This window comes from Paucibacter sp. KCTC 42545, assembly GCF_001477625.1.
Taxonomy (GTDB): Bacteria; Pseudomonadota; Gammaproteobacteria; order Burkholderiales; family Burkholderiaceae_C; genus Paucibacter_A.
This window is the reverse complement of sequence record NZ_CP013692.1, coordinates 3511546-3525810: the sequence shown is the minus strand read 5'-3', so window position 1 is coordinate 3525810 and position 14265 is coordinate 3511546. Positions and strand designations below refer to the sequence as shown.

The window sequence follows — 14265 nt, the reverse complement described above, 5'->3', positions numbered from 1 at the left end:
TGTAACCAGACGTTTAGCCTGCGCCAAGTGTCGGGGCTTCGCGTCAGCTTGGCGCAAGCCGAAATTTCGCGCACGTGAAGAAATACGCGGAGAGCGGTGGGGGCAAACACCTAGAGAATTCGGCGCAAAGACCGCCAGCTCTTGGAGTGAAGGGTTTACCCTTGGTTGATTAGGGTCAGGTCATGCCTTCGCTTCGCGACCGAGCCTTTGTCAGCCACTCAACTCCTTCTGGAGTCTGGTGCTCGGTGCTTAGTCAATCCGTTGGCTTTTGAGCTGGAGGACGTCCATGGGGCGGATGTCGCTGTCACCTTGCGCCGCGTTGCCCCAGGCGCTGCGCAGATAGCTGGCCAGGGCGGCGAGGTCGGTGTCGCTCAGCACGCTGGCAAACGGCGGCATGCCGTAGGGGCGCGGATTGCCTGCTGTGGCCGGCGCGAAGCCGCCGCGCTGGATGATGCGCAGCAGATTGGCGGGATTGGCCATGGTGACGCTGCGGCTGCCGGCCAAGGCCGGGTAGGCGCCGGGTACGCCCTGGCCCTGGGCGCCATGACAGCTGGCGCAATGCTGCTCGTACAGCTGCGCCCCGGCCGCGCGTGCCGCGCCTGCCGAGGGCTCGGGCTTGCGGGTGGGCGGGTGGGCCGCCTCTTGCTGAGGCAGGCTTTGCAGATAGAGGGCTATGGCGCTGAGGTCGGCCTGCGTGAGGTATTGGGTGCTGCCCAGAATCACCTCGCTCATCGGACCCAGGGCGCTGCCCTGCGTGCTGTTGCTGCTGCCGGTCTTGAGCCAAGCGCGCAAATCTTCGGGGCGCCATTGCGCCACGCTGGCTTCGCTGCGCGCATGTAGAGACGGGGCATACCAGCCCAAGGCTGCCAACATGCCGCCGCTGAAGTCTTGTTGGCCGGCGGTGGCGCCCAAAGCATTGCGTGGCGCGTGGCAGGCGTTGCAGTGGCCCAGACCCTGGACCAGGTAGGCGCCGCGGTTCCACTCGGCGCTTTGCTTGGCATTGGCCTGGTACACGGCGGGGCGGAAGTACAGCGCGCGCCAAGCGGCCAGGGCCGGCTGGCTGCCATAGGGGAAGCGCAGCTCATGCGGGCGATTCGCTAGGGGCGCGGCGGGCAGGCTGCGCAGATAGGCATAAAGCGCGTCGGCATCCGCGCGGCTGACCAGGCTGTAGTTCGTGTAGGGGAAGGCGGGTGAGAGCAGGCGGCCGTCGCGGCTGCGGCCGTTGTGCAGCGCGTTCCAGAAATCATCTGCTGACCAAAGGCCCAGGCCGTGCTGTGGGTCCGGCGTCAGATTGGGGGCGAACACGCTGCCAAAGGGCGTGGGAATGGGCCGCCCGCCGGCATAGGCCGTACCACCGCGCTGCGTGTGGCAACCCATGCAATTGCCGGCGCGGGCCAGATAGGCGCCGCGCTCAATCAGGGCTGGCGTAACCGCCAGTGGCGTTGATGAGGGCTCGGCCGCGTCGGGGCGGTTCAGCAGCCAGATGGCGGACGCAGCCACTGTTGCAGTGGCGAGCAGGAGCACGCCGAGGCCTCGCGTCCATCGCCAATTCACGGCTTGGCGGCTCATTGCAGTCCTCCGCAATCCATGGGCAGCGGCGCCGGGAGTGCCAGGGCGGGTTTGGCGCCGGCCGGCAGAGCTTGGGCGGCCAACCATTGGCTGACGGCGTTGATGTCCTCCAGCCGCAAGGTCTTGGCAATGGTGGCCATGCAGTCGGGCGCCACCGCCTGGCGCTGGCCGCTGCGCCAGGCGCCGAGCTGGCCATTCAGATAGTCGCGCGGCAGGCCCAGCAGGCCGGGGATGAAGGGTTGCACGCCGGTGAGCTTGGCGCCGTGGCATTGCACGCAGGCCGGCAGCTTGCGCCCCGGGTCGCCTTTGAATATCAGTTGCTCGCCGCGCGCCAATTCAGCCGCGCCCAAGCTGGCGGGCAGCGGCGGCGGGTAGGGCAGGTCCAGCTGCGCGAAATAGCCGGCCAGCTCCAGCAAATAGGCATCGCTGAGCGGTGCCACCAGATCGCTCATCAAGCCGTAGTGGCGGCGCCCATCGCGGAAATTGAGCAGCTGCTTGTAGAGATAGCCCTGCGGCTTGCCGGCGATGCGCGGGTAGTAGCCATCGGCCGCGGCCCGGCCTTGCTTGCCGTGGCACAGGGTGCAGGCCTGCGCGCGTTGGGCGATGCTGTCTTCAAAGGGCGTGGCGGTGGGCCGGGAGGGGGCATCGGCCGTCGCTGCACTTGCTTGCGGCAAGCCCATCCCGGCCAATAAGCAGCTCAGCGCGGCGCGGGCCAGCCAGCCCGAAAACAGAGGTGAAGTCATGCGGGCATTATCAGCAGCAGCAGCAGCCGGCCCGCCTCTTCCTGTTCAACTAGTTGTGAAGAGTCAAGACGTTGTTGCCTGAATCAGGAAGACGGGACATGGGCGGGCGGCATCCAATGCCGTGATGCGGTCGATGCCAGTTGTAGTGATGAATCCATCGCGCCAGCGCGCTGGTTCTGTCGCGGGAGTGCTGGTAGGTCTGGCTGTACGCCCACTCTCGCAGTGCCGATTGAATGAACCGCTCGGCCTTGCCGTTTGTTTGTGGACGGTAGGCCCGCGTGAAGCGATGTTTGATGTTCAACTCAGCGCAGGCCTGCTTGAAGTCCTTCGACCGGAACGGCGAGCCGTTGTCCGTGAGAAGCGCTCGCACCGTGACACCCAGCCCCGCGTAGTAGCTCACTGAAGCCTGCAGGAAGGCCACTGCGCTGCTCTTGCGCTCATCGGGGTGAATCTGCGTGAACCCGATGCGGGCGTGGTCATCCACGGCCACAAACAAGACTTCCCAGCCTGCGCCGCCGAACGTGTCTGCGCGGTTGCCGGTTACGCGATGACTGGGTCGCTCAATACGCCCGAGCTTCTTGGTATCGATGTGCAGCAGATCGCCAGGCGCTTCATGTTCATAGCGCACGACAGGCTCAGGCGGACGTAGATCGCTGAGCTTGGACAGGCCGGCTCGTCTGAGGACGCGGCTGACGGTGGCCTTGGAAACGTTCAGGCTGGAGGCAATGCTTGCTTGCAGCATGAACTTGCGGCGCAACTCAACGATGGTAAGCGCCTTGCCGGGGTCAATCGCTCTGGGCGATTTCTGCGGCCTTGAGGACTTGTCGAACAGGGCGGCTTCGCCTTGAGCAAGGTAGCGCCCAAGCCACTTGCGGGTCGTCATCTCGCTGACACCGAGAGCCTTTGCGGCTTGCGCCACAGTTTGGCCTCGCAATGTGATGTCCTGAACCATTTCGATTCGACGCACGTAGGTCAATCGGGCATTCTTATGAATGTTCATCTGGGTTGTCCTCCTGAGCTGACTGGGGGTTTGGCGATTTCCAGTCTCTCAGAACCAGTCCGGGTGAACACCCGATACAACCTATTGGAACTTCACAACTAGTGGCGTCAGGCGCGGTTGAGGCTTCCGCCGCAGGCTTGGCCGCCCGGCTACCAAAAATGGCTGAGCCAATGCGCACCATGCTGGCGCCTTCGGCGACGGCGGCTTCGAGATCGGCGCTCATGCCCATGGACAAGGTGTCGAGGGTCAGGTCTTGCTGCGCGGCCTGCTCAGCCTGCAACTCAGTTCTCACTTGGGCCAGCAAAGCGGCCAAGGCGCGGTGTGGCTGGCGCTGCGCCTCAAACTGAGCGGCCGGCTCAGGCACCGCCATCAGGCCGCGCAAGCGCAGGCGCGGCAGGCCGGCCACGGCGCGGGCCAGGGCGGGGACCTCGGCAGGGTTGGCGCCGCTCTTGCTGGCCTCGCCGCTGATATTGACCTGCAAGCAGATATTGAGCGGCGGCAGATGCGCCGGGCGTTGCTCGGACAAGCGCTGCGCGATTTTCAGCCGGTCCACGCTGTGCACCCAGTCAAAGTGTTCTGCTACCGGCTTGGTCTTATTGCTTTGCAGCGGGCCGATCAGATGCCACTCCAGCTGATCGCGCAAATCGGCCAGCGCAGCGATCTTGTCCAAGCCCTCTTGCACATAGTTTTCGCCGAAGCGGCGCTCGCCGGCCTCAAAGGCTTCGCGCACGTCCTCGGCCGGAAATGTCTTGCTCACCACCAGCAGCGTGACACTGTGCACATCCCTCCCGGCGGCATGGCAGGCTTGGGCAATGCGCTGATGTTGTTTTTGAATCCTGCTCGATATCGTCGCCATAATGGCCCGGCCCCTGCTTCACTCTAATTTCCACTGCGGACTGCCCTGTCATGGACATCACCCAACTGCTTGCATTCTCGGTCAAGAACAAGGCCTCGGACTTGCACCTCTCCGCCGGTTTGCCGCCGATGATTCGCGTTAATGGCGATGTGCGCCGCATCAATGTCGAGGCGCTGGAACACCGCCAGGTGCACGACATGGTGTACGACATCATGAATGACAGCCAGCGCAAGATTTACGAAGAATCGCTGGAAGTGGACTTCTCCTTCGAGATCCAAGGCCTGGCCCGTTTCCGCGTCAATGCCTTCAATCAGAACCGCGGTGCAGGCGCCGTGTTCCGGACCATTCCGAGCAAGATCCTCTCGCTGGAGCAGCTGAACGCGCCGAAGATTTTTGCCGAGCTGGCCCTGCGCCCGCGCGGCCTGGTGCTGGTGACCGGCCCGACGGGCTCGGGCAAGTCGACCACCCTGGCCGGCATGGTCAATCACCTGAACGAAAACGAGTACGGTCACATCCTGACCATCGAGGACCCGATCGAGTTCGTGCATGAGTCCAAGAAGAGCCTGATCAACCAGCGCGAGGTGGGCCCCCACACCATGAGCTTCGCCAATGCGCTGAAGTCGGCGCTGCGTGAAGACCCGGACGCGGTGCTGGTGGGTGAAATGCGTGACCTGGAAACCATTCGCCTGGCGCTGACGGCGGCGGAAACCGGCCACTTGGTCTTCGGCACTCTGCACACCAGCTCGGCCGCCAAAACGGTGGACCGTATCGTTGACGTGTTCCCGGCGGCTGAAAAAGAGATGGTGCGGGCGATGGTGTCCGAGTCGCTGGTGGCGGTGATTTCTCAAACGCTGTGCAAGCTCAAGGACGGCTCGGGTCGGGTGGCGGCGCATGAAATCATGTTGGGCAACTCGGCCATCCGCAACTTGATCCGCGAGAACAAGGTGGCGCAGATGTACTCGGCCATCCAGACCGGCAATAACCAGGGCATGCAAACCCTGGACCAGAACCTGACCGATCTGGTGCGCCGCAACATCATCTCGCCCGCCGAGGCCCGCGCCAAGGCCAAGTTCCCGGACAACTTCCCGGGCTAAAGCGCGCCAGGCAGAGCCATATTTTTCGCGGTGGGCAAGACGGTCCACCACTCACGCGCCCGCTGGCTCCGGCGGGCGTTTTTCCGGCGATACCCCGGCTTGACAGGGCTTAAAGTCTGCCGGTTCGCATCTTGCACCGGCGCAGAGGATTTCCATGGAACGCGACCAAGCCACCAAATTCATCAACGACTTGCTGCGCCTGATGCAGTCGCGCAAGGGTTCGGACTTGTTCCTCACCGCCGACTTCCCGCCCGCCGTCAAGGTGGACGGCAAGGTCACCAAGGTCTCGCCCCAGCCGCTGACCGGTCAGCACACCTTGCAGTTGGCCCGCGCCATCATGAACGACAAGCAGGCGGCCGAGTTCGAGCGCAACAAGGAATGCAATTTCGCCATCTCGCCGCAGGGCATCGGGCGCTTCCGCGTCAATGCTTTCCTGCAGCAAGGTTGCGTGGGCCTGGTGCTGCGGACCATTCCGGCCAGTCTGCCCAGCATCAGCTCGTTGGAGCTGCCCACCGTGCTGCGCGATGTGGTGCAGTTCAAGCGCGGCCTGGTGATCGTGGTCGGCGCCACCGGCTCAGGCAAGAGCACCACGCTGGCGGCCATGATCGATGAACGCAACGAGACCACTTTCGGCCACATCATCACCATCGAAGACCCGGTCGAGTTTGTGCATCCGCACAAAAACTGCATCGTCAGCCAGCGCGAGGTCGGCATCGACACCGACAGCTGGGAGATGGCGCTGAAGAATTCGCTGCGCCAGGCGCCCGATGTGATCTTGATGGGCGAGTTGCGTGACCGCGAGACCATGGAACACGCCGTGGCCTTTGCCGAAACCGGCCACCTCTGCATGGCCACCCTGCACGCCAATAGCGCCAACCAGGCGCTGGACCGCATCATCAACTTCTTCCCCGAAGAGCGCCGTGCGCAGCTTTTGATGGACTTGTCGCTGAATCTGCGCGCCCTGGTGTCGCAGCGCCTGCTGCCGCGCCGCGAGGGCAAGGGTCGGGTGGCGGCGGTGGAGATCTTGCTGAACTCGCCGCTGATCTCCGACCTGATCTTCAAGGGTGAGGTGGGCGAGATCAAGGAAATCATGAAGCGCTCGCGCGAGCAAGGCATGCAGACCTTTGACCAAGCCCTGTTCGATCTGTATGAGCTGGGCAAGGTCACCTACGAAGACGCGCTGCGCAATGCCGATTCGGTCAACGACCTGCGCCTGCAGATCAAGCTCAATAGCGAGCGCGCGCGTTCCGGCGATATTGCCTCCGGCACCGAACACTTCACCATTCTGTAAACACCATGAACGCAGCCGCTCCGATTCGCAGTTACGAGACCATTCCCAGCCTCCAAGTCGCCTTTCTGGGCCTGGGCGTGATGGGCTACCCGATGGCGGGCCATTTGGCCCGCGCCGGCCACAGCGTGACGGTCTACAACCGCAGCACCGCCAAGGCCCAAGCCTGGGTGGCCGAGTACGGTGGCCGTGCCGCCGCCACCCCAGCGCTTGCGGCAGCCGGGGCCGACATCGTGTTCGCCTGCGTGGGCAATGACGATGATCTGCGCGCCGTGGTGCTGGGCGAGCAAGGCGCGTTCAAAGGCATGAAGGCCGGTGCGATATTTGTGGACCACACCACGGCTTCCGCCGAAGTGGCGCGTGAGCTGCACGCTGCGGCGCTGGCGCTGGGCCTGCACTTTGTGGACGCCCCGGTGTCCGGTGGCCAAGCGGGCGCGGTCAATGGCGCTTTGACGGTGATGTGCGGTGGTGACGCCGCGCCTTTCGAGCGCATTCAGCCGGTGACCTTGGCCATGGCCAAGGCGGTGACGCGGGTGGGCGAATCAGGTGCTGGCCAATTGGCCAAGATGGTCAATCAGATTTGCATTGCCGGCCTGGTGCAGGGCTTGGCCGAGGCAATTGCCTTCGGCGAAAAAGCCGGCCTGGACATGAAACAGGTGCTGGACGTGATCGGCAAAGGCGCCGCGCAAAGCTGGCAGATGGACAACCGTGGCAAGACCATGGTGGACAAGCAGTTCAACTTTGGCTTCGCCGTCGACTGGATGCGCAAAGATCTTGGCCTGGTGCTGGACGAAGCCCGCCGCAACGGTGCCCGCCTGCCGGTGACGGCCCTGGTGGACCAGTTCTACGCCGATGTGCAGGTGCAAGGCGGGCAGCGCTGGGATACCTCCAGCCTGATCACTCGCCTGGTTTAAGCATTGCCCTGAGGCTGGGGCGGGCTGCTGCCCGCCCGGTGCTCTGATTTGGGCTTACTTGGCCGGGGCCGCGTTGGACTTGGGCGTGATGCGCGCCAATTCGTCCTCGCTGATGATCTCAAAAGCCCGCACGACCTTTTTCACGCCGCTGACGCCACGCGTCAGTTCGGCCGCGCGTTTGGATTCGCGCTCGGTGACACGGCCCATCAGATAGACCACCTCGCGCTCCACCACCACGTAAAAGGCGTTGGACAGCAGATCGGGTGCGTCCACCAGCGTGGCCTTGACCTTGCCCGCGATCACCAGATCGTTGGAACGGCTGCCCAGCGAACTGGTGGGTGCCACCGCCACTTCATTCAGCACGGTGCGCACGTTGTCGACCTTGCTGATCACGCTTTCCAACTTGGCCTTGTCTTCTTCCGTCGCCATCTCACCTGTCAGCAAAACCGTGCGGTTATAGCTGTTGATGCTGACGTGGGCGTTGCCGCCGAAGTTCTCGCGCAACTGGCCGGCGGCTTTGTACTCAATGCCTTGATCTTCTACCTGGGCACCGGAGGTGCGACGGTCAGTCGCCACCAGTGCGCCGCCCACCATGGCGCCGCCAAGCATCAGCGGCGCGCAGCCAGTGCTGGCCAGGCCAGCGGCCAGGGCAGCAAAAACCAGGGCATAACGGGGGAGCAAAGCGTGCAGGCGTTTGGACATGGTGGGTGATTTCGGGGTCGTGGGTGAACGTTCAGGGGAAGACGAACTGCCGGTCTTGCGCGGGCTTTTGCGCGAGGTTGGGTGCTTACTCGCCGTCGCCCAGCAACTGCAAATCAACCGCATCGCACAGGCAATGCGCCAGCAGGCGGTGCGATTCGGCCACGCGGGCCGGGCGGGAATGGGGGATGCGGATCTGCACATCGGTGTCTTGCAGCAGGCCGCGCAATTCGTCGGTCGTGCTGCCGGTGATGGCGATCACGCACATGTCCTGGGCATGCGCCGCTTCCAGCACCGGTGCCCAATGGCCCAGTTGGGCTTGGGCTGACTCAAACACCAGCAGCAGGTCACCGGGGTGGCCCAGGCTTTGCACCTGACGGCACAGGGCCGCGTCGGGGCTGCTGCCGTGGGCTTGGGCGTCCAGCGCCCAGGCGGCGAGGCCGGGGCGGTCTTGTTCGAAGCGGCCCACCAGCAAGGCGGCCATGTATTGCGCATCCAGGCTAGATAGCCCCAGGCCGCAACACAGCACGCGGCCACCGCTGGTAATGCCGTCGATCAGCATTTGCGCGGCTGTGGACAAGGGGCGGGAAAGGTTCTCGGCCGCTTGGTACAGCAGGTCGGCGCTTTCGAAGAATTGTTGTTGGATGCGTTGCTCTAGCATGGGGCGGGATCATAAGGCTTCCCTGCAAACCCTCGATGCCTGCGCAGCTTGAGCCTGTAACGGACTATTGCCGGGCTTCGCCGCCTGGGGCTCGCAAGCGCGCGAATTCAGCCCGCATCAAACGCGGCCTTGAGCCACTCAACCTGCTCGCCGTCCATGGCCACGACATCGAAGCGGCAGGGCGGCGGCGTGGGCTGGCTGAGCAAGAAATGCTGGGCGGCGTAGATCAGCCGGCGCTGCTTGGCGGCGGTGACGCTGGCGGCCGCGCCGCCGTGCGAGGCATCGCAGCGGGAGCGCACTTCGATGAAGATCAAGGTGCCCGCGCTGTCTTGCATGATCAGATCGATTTCGCCGCCGCGCGCCCGCGGCCCAGCAGCGACCCGATAATTGCGCTGCACCAGGCGCAGGCCCTGGCGCAGCAAATGGTGCAAAGCGCGGTCCTCGGCCGCCTCGCCACGCGGCTTGGACAACTCAGACGAACTACTGGAAGCACTCCACTTGAACAACATTGCTGGCAATGCCTCCGTGTCATCGACGATGCTGGCCGCGGCCGCTGCTGCCGCAGGCGGCCAACAGTACCCCGCCTCCACACTCTATGTGCTGGCCACCCCGATTGGCAATCTGGCCGACCTGACTTTCCGCGCCGCCCATGTCCTCAGTCTGGTGGATGCGGTGGCTTGCGAAGACACCCGTGTCAGCGGCGGCCTCTTGCGCCATCTGGGCCTGCACAAGCCCTTGATCGCCCTGCATCAGCACAACGAGCACGAAGGCGCAGCGGGTCTGATCGCGCGCCTGCAGCAGGGCGAGCGCATTGCCTATATCAGCGATGCCGGCACGCCCGCCATCTCCGACCCCGGCGCGGTGCTGGTGGCGGCGGTAGCCGCGGCGGGTTTGCGCATCTTCCCCGTGCCCGGCGTCAGCAGCACGGTGACCGCGCTGAGCGTGGCCGGCGATGCCCAGGCCCAGGGTTTCGAGTTTGCCGGCTTCTTGCCCACCAAGACGGCGGAGCGCCGCACGGCGCTGTCAGCCCTGTGCGCCAGCCCGCGCAGCCAGGTCTTGTTCGAAGCGCCGCACCGCATCAAGGCCTTGATCGCCTTGCTGGCCGAGCTGTGCCCGCTGCAAAAAGTGACCGTGTGCCGCGAGCTGACCAAGCAGTTTGAGACCGTCTACACCGCCCCCGCCGCCGATCTGCCGGCCTGGATGGAGGCCGACAGCCAGCGCGAGCGGGGCGAGTTTGTGCTGGTGCTGCACGCCATGAAGCCCGAGTCCGCGGCTGACAGCGATCTACCCGCCGAGGCCTTGCGCGCCCTGCAAATTTTGGCGGCTGAGTTGCCGCTCAAGCAGGCCGTTGCCCTGGCCGCCGAAATCAGCGGCGCGCCGCGCAACAAGCTCTACGAGCTGGCGCTGGCGCAGAAAAAGGCCCGAGAGGATCAGGACGACTAAATCCCATTGGCACTCATCCGGCCGGCCGCTGATTTGCGCGCGCCGCTGGCCGGCGTCAATTGCCCGGCTTGGCCCAGGCCGAAGCGCGGCATATTGACGTAGACGTTCTCGTAGCCGCCGGGCGAGACGGCATAGGTCTCATGCCAAATGCCCACCGTGCCGTCCGTGCCCACCGCCTTGTTGAAGGCGGCCCAGGCCGGCAGATGTTGCTGGTCGCGATTTTTGGCATAGGTCATCAGCTGGTCCATGGAGCGCCAGTACTGCACCATCAGCGTGGTGCGGGAGAACCACATCTCCGAATGCATCAGGCCTAACTCCGGCTTTTGATGCAACTCCCGCAGCATGCGCGGCATGGCCGAGGCGACCGGCCACCATTTGTGCAGCAGCCAGGGCTTGTTGATGCGCAGGCCGATCAGGAAGACGACGAAGTCGCCTTCCAAGCTGGCACAGAGGCGTTCGCGGTGGATCATGGGCTGATCTTGGCGTTGAGCTTGGTGTTGTGGGGTTGGGCGATGCCAGCAGTCTGCAGCGCCGGGATGCTCATTCGCAAGGCCTGGTCCAGGGGCGTGTGAGGCGGCGTGCCGATCAGGGCGCGCAGCTCGCCGTCCAGCAGCTGATGCGGGCGATCCCAGAGATAGCGCATTTCGGCCACGGCCCGCCAGGAGGGGATGACCAGTCCGCCCAGCTTCATCAAGCCCCAGGGCAGTTCGCGCACTGTCAAGCGCCGGCCGCACAGCGCTTGCAGGGTGTCCAGCAAGACCTGACCCTCGACGGCATGGCCGGCGAAATGCAAGCGATGGTGGCCGCGCAGCTGCGCCCGCCGTGCCGCCACCTGCACAAAGGCCTGGGCCAAGTCGGGCAGATAGGCCCAGGCATGGATGTGGGTCAGCGCGCCGGGGTAGACGAAATCGCCTTGGCTGAGCTTAGCTGTCAGCGCCAGATCGAACCAGGTGCCGCTGCCCGTGCCGCCAAAGAAGTCGCCCGCGCGCAGCACCACCGAGTCCAGGCCCTGGGCCGCCGCAGCCGCCATTTGCGCTTCTAGCGCGATGCGCAGGCGGGCCTTGGGCGTGTCCGGTCGCTCAGGCGTGGCCAGCGTCAGCTGCGCCGGCAGTTCGCGGCCGAAGTTGTAGACATTGCCGGGCAGCATCAGCAAGGCACCCAGGGCCAGGGCGGTGGACTGGGCGCTGGCCGCCAGGGGCGGCAGCAGTTCCTCCCAGCGGTGATAGGGCGGGTTGAGGGCGTTGAGTACGACTTGGACCTCGCCGGTCGCCTGCTTGGCCAGCTGCAGCAGCGTGGCGCTATCCGTGGCGTCGCAGCGCAAGGCCTGGACCTGGGGCAGGGCCGTCAGCGTAGCCGGCAAGGGTTTGCGGGCCTGGGCCAGCACCTGCCAGCCGGCTTGGGTAAAAGCCTGGGCGAAGGCCTGGCCGGCGCGGCCGGCGGCGCCGAGGATGAGGACGGTGTTCTTGCTCATGGCGAGCCTTCTTGGGTGGTCGATGACTGCAGTGTGCGAAAAAATAGAGCTATGCAGAAGAGCCTTTATTGAATTGAAGGTATGTATTGGTGAATTGATAATGCCGGCATGAATCAAGCCTTGGATTGGTCTTTGCTGCAGGTGTTTCTGGCCTTGGCGGAGGCCGGCTCGCTCAACCGGGCCGCCCCGCAGCTGGGGCAAAGCCAGCCCACGCTGAGCCGGCAATTGGCGGCGTTGGAGGCGGCTCTGGGCCAGACCCTGTTTGAGCGCCACGCCCGCGGCCTGCGCCTGACGGCGGCGGGCGAGGCCTTGCTGCCCGCCGCCCAGCGCATGCGCGAAGGCGCACGCGAACTCAGCCTGACGCTGGCCGCGCGCGATCAGTCCCTGGCCGGCACGGTGCGGCTGACGGCCAGCGAGATCGTCAGCCATCACTTCCTGCCGCCGGTGCTGCTGGACTTGCGGCGCCAGCACCCCGAGATCCAGATCGAGTTGGTGGCCAGCGATCAAGTGGCCAATCTGCTGGAGCGCAGCGCCGACATCGCCCTGCGCATGTTCCGCCCCGAGCAACCCACCTTGGTGGCCCGCAAGCTGGGTGATTGGCCGCTGGGCTTCTACGTCCACCGCGACTACATAGCCCGTTACGGCCAGCCCGAAATGAGCAATTTGCTGACGCATCAATGGCTGGGTTATGACCAGTCAGACCTGATGCTGCGCGGCTTCGCGCAGGCGGGCTTTCAGCTCGGGCGCGAGTTCTTTGGCTTCCGCTGCGACAACCAACTCGTGGCCTGGGAATGCATGCGCGCCGGCATGGGCATTGCGGTCGGCCCGCAGGCCTTGGCGGCCCGGGATGAAGCGCTGCAGCGCGTGCTGCCGGAGATTGCCGTGCCGCCGCTGCCCTTGTGGCTGACCGCGCACCGCGAACTGCGTGACACGCCGCGCCTGCGCCTGGTCTTCGATGCCTTGGCGCGGGCCTTTACCGGTGAAGTCAAAGGTCTTGAGCGCGCTTCTACAATGCCGGGATGATTTCGCGCGAACCTACTCTTGCCCGCCTGGTAACAGCCCGCAGCCAACTGCTTGAGCCTTATGGCCTGGGCGATGCCGTGCTCAGCAAGGCGCTGCGGCTGATCACCGAACACAAGGTCGATGATGCCGACCTTTATTTCCAAACCACCCGTGCCGAGGGCTGGAGCTTGGAAGAGGGCATTGTCAAAAGCGGCAGCTTCAGCATCGACCAAGGCGTGGGCGTGCGCGCCGTCGCGGGCGAGAAGACCGCGTTTGCTTACTCGGACGACATCTCCGAGGCCGCCATTCTGGACGCCGCGCTGACGGTGCGCTCCATCGCCGCCGCCGGCCAAAGCCGCCGCGTCAAAGTGCCGTCCAGCCCGACGGTGGCCGGCAGCCGCGCGCTGTACGGCATGACCGACCCCATCGCCAGCCTGGACAGCGCCGAGAAAGTGGCGCTGCTGGAGCGCACCGAGCGCATGGCCCGCGCCAAGGACCCGCGCGTGGCGCAGGTGATGGCCGGCTTGGCCGCCGAGCATGAGGTGATTCTGGTGGCCCGCGCCGACGGCACTTTGGCCGCCGACGTGCGCCCGCTGGTGCGCTTGAGCGTGACGGTGATTGCCGAGAGCAATGGCCGCCGCGAAGTCGGCTCGGGCGGTGGTGGCGGGCGTTTCGGCCTGGCTTATTTCACCGACGAGATGATTGCCAGCTATGTGGAGCAAGCTGTTACCGCCGCGCTGACCAATCTGGAATCGCGCCCGGCCCCGGCTGGCGAGATGACCGTGGTGCTTGGCCCCGGCTGGCCCGGCGTCTTGCTGCACGAAGCCATCGGCCACGGCCTGGAAGGCGACTTCAACCGCAAGGGGTCCAGCGCCTTTGCCGGCCGCATCGGCCAACGCGTGGCGGCCAAGGGCGTCACGGTGCTGGATGACGGCACCTTGCCGGATCGCCGCGGCTCCATGAATGTGGACGATGAGGGCTGCGCCTCGCAGCGCAATGTGCTGATCGAAGACGGCATTCTGAAGGGCTATATCCAGGACGCGATGAATGCGCGCCTGATGAAGGTGGCGCCCACCGGCAACGGCCGCCGCGAAAGCTATGCCCATGTGCCCATGCCGCGCATGACCAACACTTACATGTTGGGCGGCGACAAAGATCCGCAGGAAATCATCGCCAGCATCAAGAAGGGCATTTACGCCAGCAACTTCGGTGGCGGCCAGGTGGATATCACATCCGGCAAGTTTGTGTTCTCGGCCAGCGAAGCCTTCTGGGTCGAGAACGGCAAGATCCAGTACCCCGTTAAGGGCGCCACCATCATCGGCAGCGGCCCCGAGGCGCTGACCCGCGTCACCATGATCGGCAACGATATGCAGCTCGACACCGGTGTGGGCGTGTGCGGCAAAGAAGGCCAAAGCGTGCCGGTGGGCGTGGGCCAGCCGACGCTGCGCATTGACGGGCTGACCGTCGGCGGCACGGCGTGATCGGCTTGATCGGCCTGTCATTCCGCCGTGCTACATTCAAGCCC

General features: G+C 65.0%; 14 protein-coding genes and 1 pseudogene. 6 read left to right on the top strand and 9 right to left on the bottom strand.

The window, feature by feature from the left end; genetic code table 11:
* Window positions 1-249: 249 nt before the first annotated feature.
* The 4 genes and pseudogenes from AT984_RS15275 to AT984_RS15260 form a co-directional block, all read right to left on the bottom strand.
* Window positions 250-1569, bottom strand: coding sequence for a c-type cytochrome (locus AT984_RS15275; RefSeq protein WP_058720830.1), 1320 nt, complete (start codon window positions 1567-1569; stop codon window positions 250-252).
* Window positions 1566-2312 (bottom strand): c-type cytochrome, encoded by a 747-nt coding sequence (locus tag AT984_RS15270; protein ID WP_058720829.1) that lies wholly within the window; start codon window positions 2310-2312, stop codon window positions 1566-1568. The genes AT984_RS15275 and AT984_RS15270 overlap by 4 nt, the downstream gene beginning before the upstream one ends.
* A 49-nt stretch (window positions 2313-2361) precedes the next feature.
* Window positions 2362-3312, bottom strand: a complete 951-nt coding sequence (locus AT984_RS15265) for an IS481 family transposase (RefSeq protein WP_058720828.1) — start codon at window positions 3310-3312, stop codon at window positions 2362-2364.
* Between the two features lie 145 nt (window positions 3313-3457).
* Window positions 3458-4168 (bottom strand): annotated as a pseudogene (locus AT984_RS15260) (YggS family pyridoxal phosphate-dependent enzyme); the annotation flags it as partial.
* Window positions 4169-4218: 50 nt separating this feature from the next.
* Here AT984_RS15260 and AT984_RS15255 point away from each other — a divergent pair.
* The 3 genes from AT984_RS15255 to AT984_RS15245 all read left to right on the top strand — a co-directional run bounded on the left by AT984_RS15255 (window position 4219) and on the right by AT984_RS15245 (window position 7464).
* The gene (locus tag AT984_RS15255; protein WP_058720827.1) at window positions 4219-5262 is read left to right on the top strand and encodes a type IV pilus twitching motility protein PilT; all 1044 of its coding nucleotides are present in this window, start codon (window positions 4219-4221) and stop codon (window positions 5260-5262) included.
* A 154-nt stretch (window positions 5263-5416) separates the two neighbouring features.
* A complete protein-coding gene (locus AT984_RS15250) occupies window positions 5417-6553 on the top strand; it encodes a PilT/PilU family type 4a pilus ATPase (RefSeq protein ID WP_058720826.1) in 1137 nt (378 codons plus the stop codon).
* A 5-nt stretch (window positions 6554-6558) separates the two neighbouring features.
* Complete coding sequence (locus AT984_RS15245) at window positions 6559-7464, top strand: NAD(P)-dependent oxidoreductase (RefSeq protein ID WP_058720825.1); 906 nt, start codon at window positions 6559-6561, stop codon at window positions 7462-7464.
* A gap of 54 nt (window positions 7465-7518) precedes the next feature.
* Here AT984_RS15245 and AT984_RS15240 read toward each other — a convergent pair whose 3' ends face one another.
* The 3 genes from AT984_RS15240 to AT984_RS15230 all read right to left on the bottom strand — a co-directional run bounded on the left by AT984_RS15240 (window position 7519) and on the right by AT984_RS15230 (window position 9333).
* A complete protein-coding gene (locus AT984_RS15240; RefSeq protein WP_058720824.1) occupies window positions 7519-8166 on the bottom strand; it encodes a BON domain-containing protein in 648 nt (215 codons plus the stop codon).
* Window positions 8167-8251: 85 nt separating this feature from the next.
* A complete protein-coding gene (locus AT984_RS15235) occupies window positions 8252-8824 on the bottom strand; it encodes an SIS domain-containing protein (protein WP_058720823.1) in 573 nt (190 codons plus the stop codon).
* Window positions 8825-8931: 107 nt separating this feature from the next.
* Window positions 8932-9333, bottom strand: a complete 402-nt coding sequence (locus AT984_RS15230; protein WP_058720822.1) for a YraN family protein — start codon at window positions 9331-9333, stop codon at window positions 8932-8934.
* Between the two features lie 28 nt (window positions 9334-9361).
* Here AT984_RS15230 and rsmI point away from each other — a divergent pair, with 28 nt between their 5' ends.
* Window positions 9362-10267: a 16S rRNA (cytidine(1402)-2'-O)-methyltransferase gene (rsmI, locus tag AT984_RS15225; protein WP_058720821.1), complete on the top strand. Its 906-nt coding sequence runs from the start codon at window positions 9362-9364 to the stop codon at window positions 10265-10267.
* On the opposite strand, the gene AT984_RS15220 is transcribed toward rsmI, so the two are convergent.
* Together AT984_RS15220 and AT984_RS15215 are read right to left on the bottom strand one after the other, a co-directional pair.
* Window positions 10264-10737 (bottom strand): DUF4188 domain-containing protein, encoded by a 474-nt coding sequence (locus AT984_RS15220; RefSeq protein ID WP_058720820.1) that lies wholly within the window; start codon window positions 10735-10737, stop codon window positions 10264-10266. The genes rsmI and AT984_RS15220 overlap by 4 nt on opposite strands.
* Window positions 10734-11738, bottom strand: coding sequence for an NAD-dependent epimerase/dehydratase family protein (locus AT984_RS15215; protein ID WP_058720819.1), 1005 nt, complete (start codon window positions 11736-11738; stop codon window positions 10734-10736). The genes AT984_RS15220 and AT984_RS15215 overlap by 4 nt, the downstream gene beginning before the upstream one ends.
* 108 nt (window positions 11739-11846) lie before the next feature.
* Here AT984_RS15215 and AT984_RS15210 point away from each other — a divergent pair, with 108 nt between their 5' ends.
* Entirely contained in the window at window positions 11847-12761 is a 915-nt protein-coding gene (locus AT984_RS15210; RefSeq protein ID WP_058720818.1) for a LysR family transcriptional regulator, read from the top strand.
* Window positions 12758-14221: a metalloprotease TldD gene (gene tldD / locus AT984_RS15205; protein ID WP_058720817.1), complete on the top strand. Its 1464-nt coding sequence runs from the start codon at window positions 12758-12760 to the stop codon at window positions 14219-14221. The genes AT984_RS15210 and tldD overlap by 4 nt, the downstream gene beginning before the upstream one ends.
* Window positions 14222-14265: the final 44 nt, after the last annotated feature.